This is a genomic window from Bifidobacterium saguinibicoloris (assembly GCF_019331725.1).
GTDB lineage: Bacteria > Actinomycetota > Actinomycetes > Actinomycetales > Bifidobacteriaceae > Bifidobacterium > Bifidobacterium saguinibicoloris.
Genome location: NZ_JAHBBF010000011.1, coordinates 76,877 through 89,580 on the forward strand (window position 1 = coordinate 76,877; position 12,704 = coordinate 89,580).

Consider the following 12,704-nt stretch of genomic DNA (forward strand, 5'->3'; position numbering starts at 1 on the left):
ATACGTTTGCGACGCACTGCCCCGGACGGCTCGCGGACCGACCTGCGGAAGGCGCCGCCTCCGGACCATGCGTTACCGCACAGCGTAGCGTACGTTCGTTGTGGTCCGGCCGCCGATGACCACATTGTCGTACGTCACGCCCATCGCGCGGCGTACGCTCCCGCACGCCGTCACCGTCGCCACGGCGTCGCGGCGTCCGGTTCGACGCCGCGGGACGGCAGGTCGACCGCGTGACGGTCGACGGTGCCGAGCACGCGCCGGGTATCGCCGCCGAGGATGCCGTCGGCGCCGAGACGCAGGCATTCGTTGCCCTTGCGGTAGTCGTCGCTCACGCCGGCGAACACGGGAACGCCGTCGTGCCGGGCGTGCGCAATGACGCGCGCGTCGATGCGGTCGCCGCGCATCACGACGAAACTCGCGTCGCGCGGCCATTCGACGCGCGGACGGCCCTTCGGGCTCACGCACTTGCCGACGGTCCAGTCGGGGTGACGCCGGTGGACGATCTCGATGTCCTCGTCGAACGTGGACATGAACATCGCACGGTCGGCGAAACGCCGGTCCTCGACCTGCGCCATCACCGCGTCGTCGAGACGGGCCGGATGCCGCGGGTCGCTTTTGAGGTGCAGCAGCAGTCCCAGATGGTCGGAGGAGTGCTTCGCCGCCTCGATGGCCTCGGCCAGCGTAGGCACGTGGAACGTCTCGCCGTATTGGCTCATGCGCATGTGCTGCAGTTCGGCCGACGTCAGTGCGGAGACGCGCAGGTCGAGTCCGTCGGCGGAGAGGCGTCCGGTGCGTCCGTCGTGGAAGACGACGGGGACGCCGTCCCGGGTGAGGCGCACGTCGATTTCGGCGTAGTCGGCGCCGCGCGCGCCCGCGTTCGCGATGGCGTGCAGCGAGTTCTCGGGTGCGGAATCGTCGCCGCGATGCACGATGGCGAGCGGGCGCACGCGCCATCGGCCCGTATCGGCTTCTGCGGCCGGGCCGCTGATGATGCCGATTCCGTCGCGTTCGCGCCGGCGCAGGTTCGCGGCCACGGCCACGCCGGCGACGAGCGACAGGGACACCATGAGGATGACCAGCTGCGCGAGCAGCCTTCGGGTGCCGGTCCGCGTTGCGGTCTGCGTCCCGGCGCCGTCTCCCGAGCCGGGCCACGCCCCGATCCCGGCATTGCGATTCCACCGCCGATTCGTCATCACACACCTCCAAACCACACGGCCCGGTCTTTCCGACCGGGCCTCATCGTCTTCACTGCCCTCATTATGGGTGTGCGAAGGTGGGGCGACGGTGCGTTTTCATGGTCTTCCCATGGTCGCCTCAGGGAAAAATCAGGGTGCCTCCGCCGTAAGGATGACTGCGGCGAAACGATGACCGTCAGGACGCATGAATCCTTGTGGACGATGCCGCGAATGCGATGCGTGGATACGTACACGCATTGTCCCGGGGCGGGGTGCAGCGCGGGACTCGGCGCGGACACCGGTACAAAGCTCCTCGGCAATCCCGGCAAGGCATTCGACACCAGCGGTTCGGCGCTGGGTGTACCAGCATTTGCAAAAAGTTGGGATCGCAAGCGAAATGATGGCAGATTATCGCGTCGGCATCATGCCATATCGACCAGAATCATCAAATGCCGACACGGCATGACGCCGACCCGTTCATGAGGATATTGCGTTGCACCACAAAACCATTGGAATATCAACGATTCCTCAAGATGGCGCCATATACGGACCGTGCCACGATTCCCTGGTTTGCCCTTCCTCTCGCGTATGATGGCAAATCCGCAGTCGGCATTTGCCGAAAATCCTTGTAATGGCAAAATGGCGACACGTATCTGTGCCATCGTCCACGCGAAGACGCCATTATCTCGAAACGGTGGTGCAAAACCGTGAATTTCCAGTACGACGAAGCCCGCTTCTCCGATGATCGGAGAAGCGGGCTTGTTGGTGGGCCCAAAGGGGATCGAACCCTCGACCTTCTGTTCCGGAGACAGACGCTCTATCCACTGAGCTACGGACCCATGCCACGCACACGCGCACACGACGCGGAACGCAACTCCCCCACTGTACACCACGTTCGCGTTCCATGCACGTCCGCACCACGCGAAATGGCCGTCCCGGGCCGGAATTCCGGCAATCCGCGGGTGTCGGGCGCTACACTGGGGTTATGTCCGAGCCTGTGAACGAATTCGAATACGAGCGCCGGTTCTTCTGCCGCGAGATGCCCGCCGAATACGACGACGGCGACAACCCCACCCTTATCCTGCAGAGCTACTACGTGCACACCGACAACTATGCGCTGCGCGTCCGGCTGCTGCTGCGCGACGTGCGGCTCGACATGACCCCGGATCTGGACCCGTACGCCGTGCTCGAAGCATACGAGGAGCGGTTCTCGGAGGCGTACGTCACCGTGAAGGGGCCGTCCGTGGGCGGCACCCGGTATGAATCGGAGCATGCCATCGATACGCGCATCGCCGTGGAGCTCGTGCGGCGCGGAGGTGCGCTGGTCGTCAAGAACCGGTATTCCGTGTGGATCGCCGAGGACGGTTGGAGCGTGGACGTGTTCGGCGGGGCGAACGCGCCGCTCGTCGTCGCCGAGGCGGAACGCGCCACCCCGGTGACGAACCTCACGATCCCGAAGTTCTGCGTGACGGAGATCACCGACCAGCCGCGGTTCAACAATGACGGACTGGCCGGCAGGCCGTACTCCGAATGGCAGGACGAGTTCGAACGCGAGCTCGCCGTCCAGGGCCCGCATTTCCAGCCGTACTTCGGCCGCAACCGCATGGAGTAGCGGCCGCGGCGAAGGCCACGGCCAATCGGCGCAAATCCGTCTCCGTCAGCACATATCCATCAGCGCATGAACGTCAGTACATGAGCGTGGCAAGGCGGCGGCGCGCCGCGGACAGCCGCGCGTCGGTCGGCTCGGGGATGGCGAAGTATTCAAGCAGGCGCTTGCGCACCGGCTCGATGTCGGCCTTGTGCCCGGCGGCCACGAAATCGAGCAGACGGTCGAACGCGTCCTGAATCTGACCGCCGATCATGTCGATGTCGGCCACGGCGAGCTGCGCCTCCACGTCGTCCGGGCGGTCGGCCGCGGCCGCGCGCACCTCGCGCACGTCGGCGGAGCCGGAACGGGCCAGCAGCAGCGCCTTGGCACGCTCGCGGGCGGCCACGGCGTCGGACGGATCGGATTCGAGCACCTTCGCGTAGGCCGCGGCCGCGCCGGCGTAGTCGCCGGCCTGGGCCAGCTGATGGGCCTCCTGATGCTCCGGCGGCACCACGTCGGCACCGGCACCGGCACCCGCGGCACCTCCATCACCCGCACCGCCCGCGGCGTCCGGGTCGCCGGAATACGGCGCGGTGCCGGTCACGCCGGACTGGGCGGCGAGGTTCACGATCTTCGGCAGCACCTGCTCTTTGATCTGGGTGAGCTCGTCGTCGGTGGGCAGGCCTTCGAGCAGCGGCATGGGGCGGCCGCCGACGAGCGCGAACAGCGCCGGCGCGCCCTTCACCTGCAGCGCCTGTCCGATGGACGGGTAGGCGGAGATGTCGATGCGGGACATCTGGATCTGGCCGTTCATCGCGTTGACCGCGTCGGCCAGGAACCGCGCCATCGGGAAGAGGCGGTCGTCGGTGGGGATCCACAGGAACAGCAGGATCGGGAACGTGGCGGAGGTCTGCACCATCGCCTGGAACGTGTTCTCAGTGGTGTCGATGACGTATCCGCCGGCCGCGGGCGCGCCGCCCGTCTGACCGGGTTCGGCCTTCACCTGATGGCTCAAGGCCTCCAGGTCGACGGCTCCCGCCAGGGACACTCCGGGATTGAACTTCGGCTGATCTGCCATGTCATGCCTCCAACTTCCGCGCGTATCGCCACGCACGTCCGTGCGTGCACCCGCGCGCCCGCCTATACGGCGGCCTATACAACGATGCCGCCACTCATCTTAGCGGCGGCATCGAAGATGTCGGGCGGCGTATCGCCGTCCACGAACACGCACCCTGCGACGCGCGGCACGGCGCCCCACGGCACGGTCCCGGCGAGGCCTACAGCGCCTCCACCTTGATCGGCTGGCGTTCCGCCCCCACGGCGGTGATCTTCGCGGCGGCGCCCTTGGCGTCGGCGCGCGGCACCACCAGGGCGATGACGTTCACGTACGTCACCTTCATAGTGCTGGTGGCCGTGCCATCGCCGAACAGGGCCTTCTCCGCGTCGGAGGCGGGCAGCGACTCGCGCCCCTCGCCGGCCTGGCGCGTCCATACGGAGTCGATGCGCGCCACCACGAGGTCGGCGCCGTCCGGGGAGCGCATCACCTTGATCTGGTCTTTGGGCACGGTGAACTCCTGCTGCTGCGTGCCCTTGTTGGCCTCCATGCCCTGCTGCACGGTGGCGCTGAGCGTCTGGAGGTCCTGCCGGAACAGGTCGTCGGCGAACTTGTCCTTGTACTTGCTGGAGTCGCCGTTGTTGAGCAGGTCGGCGTACCACTGCACAGCCCGTTCGGGCGTGGTGACGAGCTTGCCGTCGTTGGCGGCGCCCATTTCGGTGCCAAGGTCAGGCACTTCGAACTTGGGCAGTTCGGCACCTTGGAAGAGGCGGGCCACGCCCCACAGCTTGTAGTTCTGGCGGGCGGAGTCCTGCGTCATGACGAGCAGGCGCTTGCTCTGCTGGTCCTCGGTGGTGGTGGTGATGCTGTATACGGTGCGCGGCCAGCCGTCGTCCACGGGGATGACGGTCTGGGTGATGTCGCTGGGGATGGTGGCCTTCGCGTCGAGGTTGCCGGTGGCCTGCGCGATGGCGATCTCGCTGGAGCGCACGTCGAGCTGCGGTCCGGTGAGTCTTGCGTCCAGCCCGTCGGTGCTCTTCGACTGGTTGGCGGCGTCGATGACCTTGAGGATGGAGCCGCGAATCTTCTTCTCCTGCGCCTGCGTGAGGTCGGGCGTCTGTTCGGAGGAGGAGACGGGAGTCGGCTTGGGCACCTGGCCCTCGCATCCGGCGAGCGCGACGAGCATGCCCGCCGACAGCATGACGGCGACGGCTTTGGCCATGACGGCCGTTGCGTTGGTCCTTCTCATCGGTTCGCTCCTTCCTCGTCCCCGTTCGTCGTGTCGTTCGTGTCGCCGTCGCCGACCTCCTGCGCGAGGCGTGCGAAGTACGCCTGGAGTTCGTCCGTCGAGATGACCGACGTGGCTTCCGCGTCGTCGTAGGCGGCCGACGCGCCTGCGTCTCCGGCCGGCTGGTTCGTGCCAGCCGCGTCCGCGACGAGGTTGCGTGCGCCCGGATCGACGACGACCGGCTGGTCGCCGACCGGCTGCGGCGGGTTGGCGCCGGCGGCGTGCCTGCGGCGGCGACGTCCCTTCGGCGCGAAGCTGGGTTTGATGCCGCCGAGCGATCCGGCAACGGCCTCGCCGAAGCTCACCTCCTCCTGTTCCGCCTGCGCTTCGGCCTGCGTGGCGCCGGAACTTTCGACGATGCGCTTGCGGCGCTTGTGGGGCGGCATGGCGAACACGGTGGCGGTCAGTACGGCCAGCACGGCCAGCAGTCCGCCGATGAAGTACATGGGGGTGGCGTAGTCGGGCAGCGTCTGACGCGTCCAGGTGAACGAGACGGTGCCGGAGGCGCCGGCGGCGCCGAGGTCGACGAGCGCGACGTCGTGTTCGGACGTCGCCTTCGCGGTGAGCGTGGCCTTTCCGGCGCCGCACGCGACCTTGCGCCACATGTCGGAGTCCTTGAACGCGACGTCGGCGTCGCTGGTCTGCGCCTTCGTGCCGGACTTCTCCTTCGCGACGGCGAACGTCGACCAGTCGGACAGTCCGGTCAGTCGCGTGTAGGACGCGCCGGACAGCCATCCGGCGGCGTCCTTGGCGGAGGCGAGGGCGACGCATACGTCGTCGCCGCCCTTCGCCTGCACGGCGACCTTGACGTTGTCGTCGACGAGACCCAGCACGTCCGGGTCGGTCAGGACGTATCGGGAGCCGGTGACGGCCGCCGTCGCGTCGATGACGCGGCTCGGCTGCCATATCGTGGCGTTCAGCGCGCCCACGGCGAACGCCGCGACGGCGAGCAGGCCGAACAGCGGCGTGACCACGCCGCGCATGACCACGGCGTGACGTCGCGCCCGGCGCGCGGCGTCGGTGGGGGTTGCGTTCCTGCGTTCTTCAGCACTCATAATACGGGCCATTCTACAATCCCCGCCTGAAAGCGGCTCCAATCCGCCGAAATCAGGGCCATGCCTGCGGCTAGGGTGTGTGTCATGCGCAATACCACCAAGCTTTCCGTATTCCGTTCCGCAATGGCCGTCGCCTGTTCGCTGGCCATGTGCGTGACGCTCGCCGCGTGCGGCGGCGACTCCGGTTCGAAGGACACGAAGAAGTCGTCGTCCAGCTCCTCGCAGTCGTCCGATTCGTCCACGAAGATGGACGAGATGACCGGCGTGTCCGCGTCCGGCACGCTCGGTCAGAAGCCGTCGATCAAGCTCGCCACCACGCCGATGACCGTGCAGAACAACACGTACGCCGTGCTGCAGCAGGGCGACGGCGCCGTCATCAAGAAGGGCGACCGCATCTGCGCCCAGGGCGTGGCCGTGAACGTGAAGGACGGCAGCGAGCTGATGAGCTCCTGGGAGAAGAACACCCCGGACTGCTCGATCCAGCTCACCGACGCGAACCTCAAGCAGATCCCGCCGTACCAGAAGATGGTGGGCCTGAAGGTCAACTCGACGATCGCGTTCGGCGTGAACGACGCGAACAGCAGCGGCACATCGTACGTCATCGCGTACACGCTGGTGTCGCGTTCCAGGGACCTGACGAAGGCCACCGGCGAGGTGGTCAAGGACGTGCCGGCGGACCTGCCGAAGGTGACGCGCGCGAAGAACGGCAAGCCGTCCATCGACATGAACGGGCAGAAGGCGGCGACGTCGCTGGTGGCGCAGACCCTGGTGAAGGGCACGGGCGCCGAGACCACGGACAAGAACACCGTGGTGGTCAAGTACACGGGCTGGCTGACGGACGGCACGCAGTTCGACTCCTCGTGGGACAAGAACACCACGATCGACGCGGACCTGTATTCGGGCGGCGACCACGGCGTGATCACCGGCTGGCAGGAGGGCCTCAAGGGCCAGACGGTGGGCTCGCAGGTGCTGCTCATCATCCCGCCGGACAAGGGCTACGGCTCCACGGCGCAGGGGTCGATCCCGGCGAACAGCACGCTGGTGTTCGTGGTGGATATCCTGGCCGCGTACTGATCGGTACGTATGCGGTCACTGCGCCGCGATATACGAAAAGGGCGCCTCCCGTCGGGAGGCGCCCTTTTCGTATATCAAAACAGGCGCAGGGCGTCGTCTTCGGTACCCTTCATCTCCTCGTAGTCGAGGATGAGGCAGGTGAAGCCGCGGTCCTCGGCGAGGACGCGTGCCTGCGGAGTGATGGTCTGCGCGGCGAAGATGCCGTGGACGGGGGCGAGGAGCGGGTCGCGGTTGAGGAGCTCACAGTATCGCGTGAGCTGTTCGACGCCGTCGATGCCGCCGTGGCGTTTGATTTCGATGGCGACGTGTTCGCCTTCGGCGTTGACGGCCATGATGTCGACTGGGCCGATGGCGGTGGGGTATTCGCGGCGCACGAGCTTCGCGCCGTCGCCGATGCGTTCGATCTGTTCGGCGAGGTAGTGCTGGAGGTGGTCCTCCACGCCGTCCTTGACGAGGCCGGGATCCTGGCCGAGGTCGAAGGTCTGGTCGGAGTAGACGTGGGTGATGGTCACGTCGAGCACGTCGGAGGTCTTGTCGGCGGTGACGCGCAGGCGTTTGACGGGGCGCGGTTCGTCGGAGGCGTCGGAGGGGTCGGGGTCGCCGGACGACGACGTGGCGGCGTCATCGGCAACGGCATCGGACGCGGGGTCCAGGTCGGTCTCCCTGATGGTGCAGGGGGCGCTCATCCAGTTGAGCGGCTTGTACGAGCCGAGTTCGGAGAAGATAAGCAGGCTGTTGTCCGCCTTGACGAGCAGCACGCGCTTGGCGGGCGGCAGGGAGGCGTTGAGACGGCCGGAGTACACGGCGGAGCAATCGGCGACGAGGATGCGCATAGCGAGCCACTGTACCGCATGCACTGCACCCGACGCATCTTCCGGGAATCCTTGCGCTGAACCAACCCCAGCACAAGGAAACCCGGAAGCCCCGATCCACCTCCGGGAAACTTTGCACTGACTAACTCCCCGCGCAACAAATCCCGGACGGCATCCCAAACCCCCGGGAAACTTTGCGCTGAGGTATCCGCAGCACAACAATTCCCGGACAACGAGCCCCGCTCACATACGCGAGGACCCCGACCGCACCAAGTGCGATCGGGGTCCTGACGATGCGAGAGGTCACTGCTCCGCGGAGGAGTACTGCACGTCGCGGCCGCGCTCGACGGCCACGGTGAGCTTGTTCGAATCGAAGGAGATGAATCCGTCGGTCACTTCGAACATGTGGCGGGCCTCATCGGGTTCAACCACGGTGACCGTGCCCTGCTTGATGACCGTGAGCACCGGCTCATGGTTCGGCAGGATGCCCATGCCGCCCTCATAGGCGGGGATGGTCACGCTCTTCGCCTCGCCGTGCCACACGGGGTGGTCGGCGGCGACGATGTTGACCTGCATCGTGGTCTTGTCCGATCCAGCCATCACGCACCCAGTTCCTTCTGCATGTTGTGCCACTTCTCCTCGAGGTCGTCGATGCCGCCGATGCCGGAGAACGCCTGCTCCGGGACGTCGTCGTACACGCCGTCGCAGATGCGGGTGAAGGCCTCGATGGTCTCGTCGGCCGGCACGTAGGAGCCCGGGCGACCGGTGAACTTCTCGGCCACGTAGAAGTTCTGGCCGAGGAACTGCTCGATCTTACGGGCGCGGTTGACGGTGGTCTTGTCCTCTTCGGAGAGCTCGTCGATACCGATCAGGGCGATGATGTCCTGCAGTTCCTTGTTGCGCTGCAGGATCGCCTTGACGCGGTTGGCGCACTCGTAGTGGGCCTGGCCCACGTAGCGCGGATCGAGGATTCGCGAGGTGGAGCTCAGCGGGTCCACGGCCGGGTAGATGCCCTTGGACGCGATGTCGCGGGACAGCTCGGTGGTCGCATCGAGGTGGGCGAAGGTCGTGGCCGGGGCCGGGTCGGTGTAATCGTCGGCCGGCACGTAGATGGCCTGCAGCGAGGTGATGGAGTGGCCTCGCGTGGAGGTGATGCGCTCCTGGAGGGCGCCCATCTCGTCGGCCAGGTTCGGCTGGTAGCCCACGGCGGAAGGCATGCGGCCCAGCAGCGTGGACACCTCGGAACCGGCCTGCGTGAAGCGGAAGATGTTGTCGATGAACAGCAGCACGTCCTGGTTCTGCACGTCGCGGAAGTACTCGGCCATGGTCAGAGCGGTCAGCGGCACGCGCAGACGGGTGCCCGGCTGCTCGTCCATCTGGCCGAAGACCAGTGCGGTCTTCTGCAGAACGCCGGCCTCGCCCATCTCGCCGATGAGGTCGTTGCCCTCACGGGTGCGTTCGCCGACGCCGGCGAACACGGAGACGCCGCCGTGGTTCTGCGCCACGCGCTGAATCATCTCCTGGATAAGCACGGTCTTGCCGACGCCTGCGCCGCCGAACAGACCGATCTTGCCGCCCTGCACGTACGGGGTCAGAAGGTCGATGACCTTGATGCCCGTCTCGAACATCTGGGTCTTGGACTCCAGCTGGTCGAAGGCCGGCGGGTTGCGGTGGATGGGCCAACGCTCCTTGACGGTGATCTTCTCCTCCGGCTTCTTGTTGAGGATGTTGCCGGAGACGTCGAAGACGTGGCCGAGGGTCACGTCGCCGACCGGCACGGAGATCGAGGAGCCGGTGTCGTACACGGCGGCGCCGCGCACGAGGCCGTCGGTCGGCTTCAGGGCGACGCAGCGCACGGTGGAGTCGCCGAGGTGCTGTTCGACCTCGAGGGTGATTTCGGTGGCCTTGGCCTCGCCCTCCTCCTTGGCGCCCGTGTTGACGATGGTCACATGCAGGGCGTTGTAGATGTCGGGCATGTGGCCCGCCGGGAACTCAACGTCGATGACCGAGCCCTGGACACGGGTGACGCGTCCGTGAATCGGCTCGCCGTTGGTCTCGGAAGCCGCAGTGGTCTGGTTTGCAGCCATAGTGCGTTCCTACTCTTCCTTCTTGTTCAGAGCATCGGCGCTGCCGATGATCTCGGTAAGTTCCTGCGTGATCGAGGCCTGACGCGAGGCGTTGAGCTTGCGGGTGAGGTCGTCGATCAGGTTGCGTGCGTTGTCGGTGGCCGTGTGCATCGCGTTCTGACGGCTCGCCGTCTCGGAGGCGGCGGCGGTCAGCAGGCATTCGTGGATGCGGGACTGGATGTACTTCGGCAGGATCGCGTCCAGCACCTCGTCGATGCTCGGCTCGAACGAGTACAGCGGCGGCATGTTCGCCGTGTCGACCTGCTGGTCCGGATCCGGCACGGTGGCCGTGTTCCCCACGATCTCGACGGGCAGCATGCGCAGCACGCGCACCTTCTGCACGACCATGTTGATGAACTCGGTGTAGACGATGTAGAGCTCCGAGACCCCGCCCTGGTCCGCCGGCTTCATGTAGGCGTCCATCAGGGTGTTGGAGATGGTCTCGGCGATTTCCACGCCGGGCTGGTCGGTGTCGCCCTCCCACGTGGCCACGACGTCGCGGTTGCGGTACTTGTAGTACGTCGAGCCACGACGCCCGTACACGAACAGCTCCGGCTGCTTGCCGTCATCCTCGAGACGGGCGAGCAGCGCCTCGGTCTCGCGGATGATCGAAGAGGTGTACGGGCCGGCCATGCCACGATCCGAGGTGAGGGCGAGAACGGCCACACGCGGGTTGTTCTCGTCCTTCACCGCGATCGGATGCGTGATGTGGGTGTGCGCCACCAGCGCTTGCACGGCATCGAAAATCGCATCGGTGTACGGCTTCGCGTTCAAGGCGACGTCACGTGCCTTGGCGATGTGCGAAGACGCGATCATCTCCTGGGCGTTGAAGATCTTCTCCAACGACTCGGTGGAGTGGATGCGTGATTTCAATGCGAGTTGCGAGCCCATGGCTTATTTCTCTCCCGCCACGATCTTTTCCTGGTCCACCGGAGTGGCCTTGGACACGTCGGGCTTCTTCTCGACCAGCGGCTTGCCGCTGGAGGAGACGAAGGTCGCGCGGAACGCGTCGACGGCCTTGTCGAGGGCCGCCTCGGTGTCCGCCGTGAAGTCCTCGGTCTCACGGATGGTCTTGAGGATATCGGTGTTGTGATCAAGGTAGTCCAGCAGTCCCTGCTCGAACGGGAGCACGTCCTTCAGCTCGAGGTCGTCGAGCTTGCCGTGGGTGCCGGTCCAGACGGACACGACCTCCTGCTCCATCGAGTACGGGTGGAACTGCGGCTGCTTGAGCAGCTCGGTCAGGTGGGCGCCTCGGGTCAGCTGGGCCTTGGACGCGGCGTCCAGATCGGACGCGAACATCGCGAAGGATTCCAGCGAACGGTACTGCGCCAGGGAGATCTTCAGCGTGCCGGAGACCTTCTTCAGGGCCTTGGTCTGCGCGGCGCCGCCCACTCGGGACACGGAGATGCCGACGTCCACGGCGGGACGCTGGTTGGCGTTGAACAGATCGGACTGGAGGAAGATCTGGCCGTCGGTGATGGAGATCACGTTGGTCGGGATGTAGGCGGACACGTCGTTCGCCTTGGTCTCGACGATCGGCAGACCCGTCATCGAGCCGCCGCCGAGGTCGTCGGAGACCTTCGCGCAGCGTTCGAGCAGACGGGAGTGCAGGTAGAAGACGTCACCCGGGTAGGCCTCGCGCCCCGGCGGGCGGCGGAGCAGCAGCGAGATCGAGCGGTAGGCCTCGGCCTGCTTCGACAGGTCGTCGAAGACGATGAGCACGTGCTTGCCGTTGTACATCCAGTGCTGGCCGATGGCCGAGCCGGTGTACGGGGCGATGTACTTGAAGCCGGCGGAATCGGAGGCCGGGGAGGCCACGATGGTGGTGTACTCCATGGCGCCCGCGTCCTCGAGGCTCTGGCGCACCGAGGCGATGGTGGAGCCCTTCTGGCCCACGGCCACGTAGATGCAGCGCACCTGCTTCTTCGGGTCGCCGGACTCCCAGTTCGCCTTCTGGTTGATGATGGTATCGATGGCGATGGCGGTCTTGCCGGTCTGGCGGTCGCCGATGATGAGCTGGCGCTGGCCGCGGCCGATCGGGGTCATCGCGTCGATGGCCTTGAGGCCGGTGGACAGCGGCTCGTCGACCGGGTGGCGGTGCATCACGTCCGGGGCCTGGGCCTCGAGGATGCGGCGCTCGTCGCACTTGATCTCGCCGAGGCCGTCGATCGGCTTGCCCAGCGGGTCCACGACGCGACCGAGGTAGCCGTCGCCGACGGGCACGGAGAGCACTTCGCCGGTGCGGCGCACTTCCTGGCCTTCCTCGATTCCAGCGAAATCGCCGAGGATAACCACGCCGATCTCACGGGCGTCAAGGTTGAACGCCAGGCCGAGCGTGCCGTCTTCGAACGTCAGCAGCTCATTGGCCATGCAACCAGGCAATCCCGTCACGTGCGCGATGCCATCACCGGCCGTGGCGACATAACCCACCTCCTGGGTGGGCGTGCTGCTCGGCTGGTACGACGACACGAAGTCGTCGAGGGCCTTGCGGATCGAGGCGGGATCGATGGTCAGTTCTGCCATGATCACTCC

At 66.4% G+C, this 12,704-nt stretch carries 11 protein-coding genes and 1 tRNA gene; 2 read left to right on the forward strand and 10 right to left on the reverse strand.

Features of this window, described 5'->3' with window-relative positions; genetic code table 11:
* Window positions 1-170: 170 nt before the first annotated feature.
* Together KIH78_RS07850 and KIH78_RS07855 are read right to left on the reverse strand one after the other, a co-directional pair.
* A complete protein-coding gene (locus KIH78_RS07850) occupies window positions 171-1,193 on the reverse strand; it encodes a glycerophosphodiester phosphodiesterase family protein (protein WP_219131910.1) in 1,023 nt (340 codons plus the stop codon).
* Between the two features lie 745 nt (window positions 1,194-1,938).
* Window positions 1,939-2,014 (reverse strand) — tRNA-Arg (locus tag KIH78_RS07855).
* Between the two features lie 146 nt (window positions 2,015-2,160).
* On the opposite strand from KIH78_RS07855, the gene KIH78_RS07860 reads away from it, so the two are divergent.
* Window positions 2,161-2,787: a CYTH domain-containing protein gene (locus KIH78_RS07860; protein WP_214314450.1), complete on the forward strand. Its 627-nt coding sequence runs from the start codon at window positions 2,161-2,163 to the stop codon at window positions 2,785-2,787.
* A 73-nt stretch (window positions 2,788-2,860) separates the two neighbouring features.
* Here the strand turns inward: KIH78_RS07860 and KIH78_RS07865 are convergent, their stop codons facing one another.
* The 3 genes from KIH78_RS07865 to KIH78_RS07875 form a co-directional block, all read right to left on the reverse strand.
* Window positions 2,861-3,841 (reverse strand): co-chaperone YbbN, encoded by a 981-nt coding sequence (locus KIH78_RS07865; RefSeq protein ID WP_219131911.1) that lies wholly within the window; start codon window positions 3,839-3,841, stop codon window positions 2,861-2,863.
* 199 nt (window positions 3,842-4,040) lie between these two features.
* Window positions 4,041-5,066 carry a DUF8094 domain-containing protein gene (locus KIH78_RS07870; RefSeq protein WP_420830140.1) on the reverse strand — a complete coding sequence of 342 codons (1,026 nt, stop codon included), beginning with the start codon at window positions 5,064-5,066 and terminating at the stop codon, window positions 4,041-4,043.
* Window positions 5,063-6,160, reverse strand: coding sequence for a hypothetical protein (locus KIH78_RS07875; protein ID WP_219131912.1), 1,098 nt, complete (start codon window positions 6,158-6,160; stop codon window positions 5,063-5,065). Before KIH78_RS07875 ends, KIH78_RS07870 begins: the two co-directional genes overlap by 4 nt.
* Before the next feature lie 84 nt (window positions 6,161-6,244).
* Here KIH78_RS07875 and KIH78_RS07880 point away from each other — a divergent pair, with 84 nt between their 5' ends.
* The gene (locus KIH78_RS07880) at window positions 6,245-7,234 is read left to right on the forward strand and encodes an FKBP-type peptidyl-prolyl cis-trans isomerase (protein WP_214314454.1); all 990 of its coding nucleotides are present in this window, start codon (window positions 6,245-6,247) and stop codon (window positions 7,232-7,234) included.
* A gap of 74 nt (window positions 7,235-7,308) precedes the next feature.
* On the opposite strand, the gene nucS is transcribed toward KIH78_RS07880, so the two are convergent.
* From nucS to atpA, 5 genes are all read right to left on the reverse strand, one after another.
* A complete protein-coding gene (gene nucS, locus KIH78_RS07885; RefSeq protein ID WP_214314456.1) occupies window positions 7,309-8,067 on the reverse strand; it encodes an endonuclease NucS in 759 nt (252 codons plus the stop codon).
* Between the two features lie 282 nt (window positions 8,068-8,349).
* Entirely contained in the window at window positions 8,350-8,646 is a 297-nt protein-coding gene (locus KIH78_RS07890) for a F0F1 ATP synthase subunit epsilon (protein WP_214314458.1), read from the reverse strand.
* Window positions 8,646-10,133 carry a F0F1 ATP synthase subunit beta gene (atpD, locus tag KIH78_RS07895; RefSeq protein WP_214314460.1) on the reverse strand — a complete coding sequence of 496 codons (1,488 nt, stop codon included), beginning with the start codon at window positions 10,131-10,133 and terminating at the stop codon, window positions 8,646-8,648. Before atpD ends, KIH78_RS07890 begins: the two co-directional genes overlap by 1 nt.
* 9 nt (window positions 10,134-10,142) lie before the next feature.
* Window positions 10,143-11,063, reverse strand: coding sequence for a F0F1 ATP synthase subunit gamma (locus KIH78_RS07900; protein WP_214314462.1), 921 nt, complete (start codon window positions 11,061-11,063; stop codon window positions 10,143-10,145).
* Window positions 11,064-11,066: 3 nt separating this feature from the next.
* Complete coding sequence (gene atpA, locus KIH78_RS07905; RefSeq protein ID WP_214314464.1) at window positions 11,067-12,695, reverse strand: F0F1 ATP synthase subunit alpha; 1,629 nt, start codon at window positions 12,693-12,695, stop codon at window positions 11,067-11,069.
* Window positions 12,696-12,704 lie beyond the last annotated feature (9 nt).

Excerpts from the sequence above, each read along its gene's own strand:
- KIH78_RS07890 (WP_214314458.1), bottom strand. The coding sequence starts at position 8,646 with ATGGCTGGATCGGACAAGACCACGATGCAGGTCAACATCGTCGCCGCC.
- atpA (WP_214314464.1), bottom strand. The coding sequence starts at position 12,695 with ATGGCAGAACTGACCATCGATCCCGCCTCGATCCGCAAGGCCCTCGAC.
- KIH78_RS07870 (WP_420830140.1), bottom strand. The coding sequence starts at position 5,066 with ATGAGAAGGACCAACGCAACGGCCGTCATGGCCAAAGCCGTCGCCGTC.
- nucS (WP_214314456.1), bottom strand. The coding sequence starts at position 8,067 with ATGCGCATCCTCGTCGCCGATTGCTCCGCCGTGTACTCCGGCCGTCTC.
- KIH78_RS07880 (WP_214314454.1), top strand. The coding sequence starts at position 6,245 with ATGCGCAATACCACCAAGCTTTCCGTATTCCGTTCCGCAATGGCCGTC.
- KIH78_RS07865 (WP_219131911.1), bottom strand. The coding sequence starts at position 3,841 with ATGGCAGATCAGCCGAAGTTCAATCCCGGAGTGTCCCTGGCGGGAGCC.
- KIH78_RS07850 (WP_219131910.1), bottom strand. The coding sequence starts at position 1,193 with ATGACGAATCGGCGGTGGAATCGCAATGCCGGGATCGGGGCGTGGCCC.
- KIH78_RS07875 (WP_219131912.1), bottom strand. The coding sequence starts at position 6,160 with ATGAGTGCTGAAGAACGCAGGAACGCAACCCCCACCGACGCCGCGCGC.
- KIH78_RS07900 (WP_214314462.1), bottom strand. The coding sequence starts at position 11,063 with ATGGGCTCGCAACTCGCATTGAAATCACGCATCCACTCCACCGAGTCG.
- atpD (WP_214314460.1), bottom strand. The coding sequence starts at position 10,133 with ATGGCTGCAAACCAGACCACTGCGGCTTCCGAGACCAACGGCGAGCCG.
- KIH78_RS07860 (WP_214314450.1), top strand. The coding sequence starts at position 2,161 with ATGTCCGAGCCTGTGAACGAATTCGAATACGAGCGCCGGTTCTTCTGC.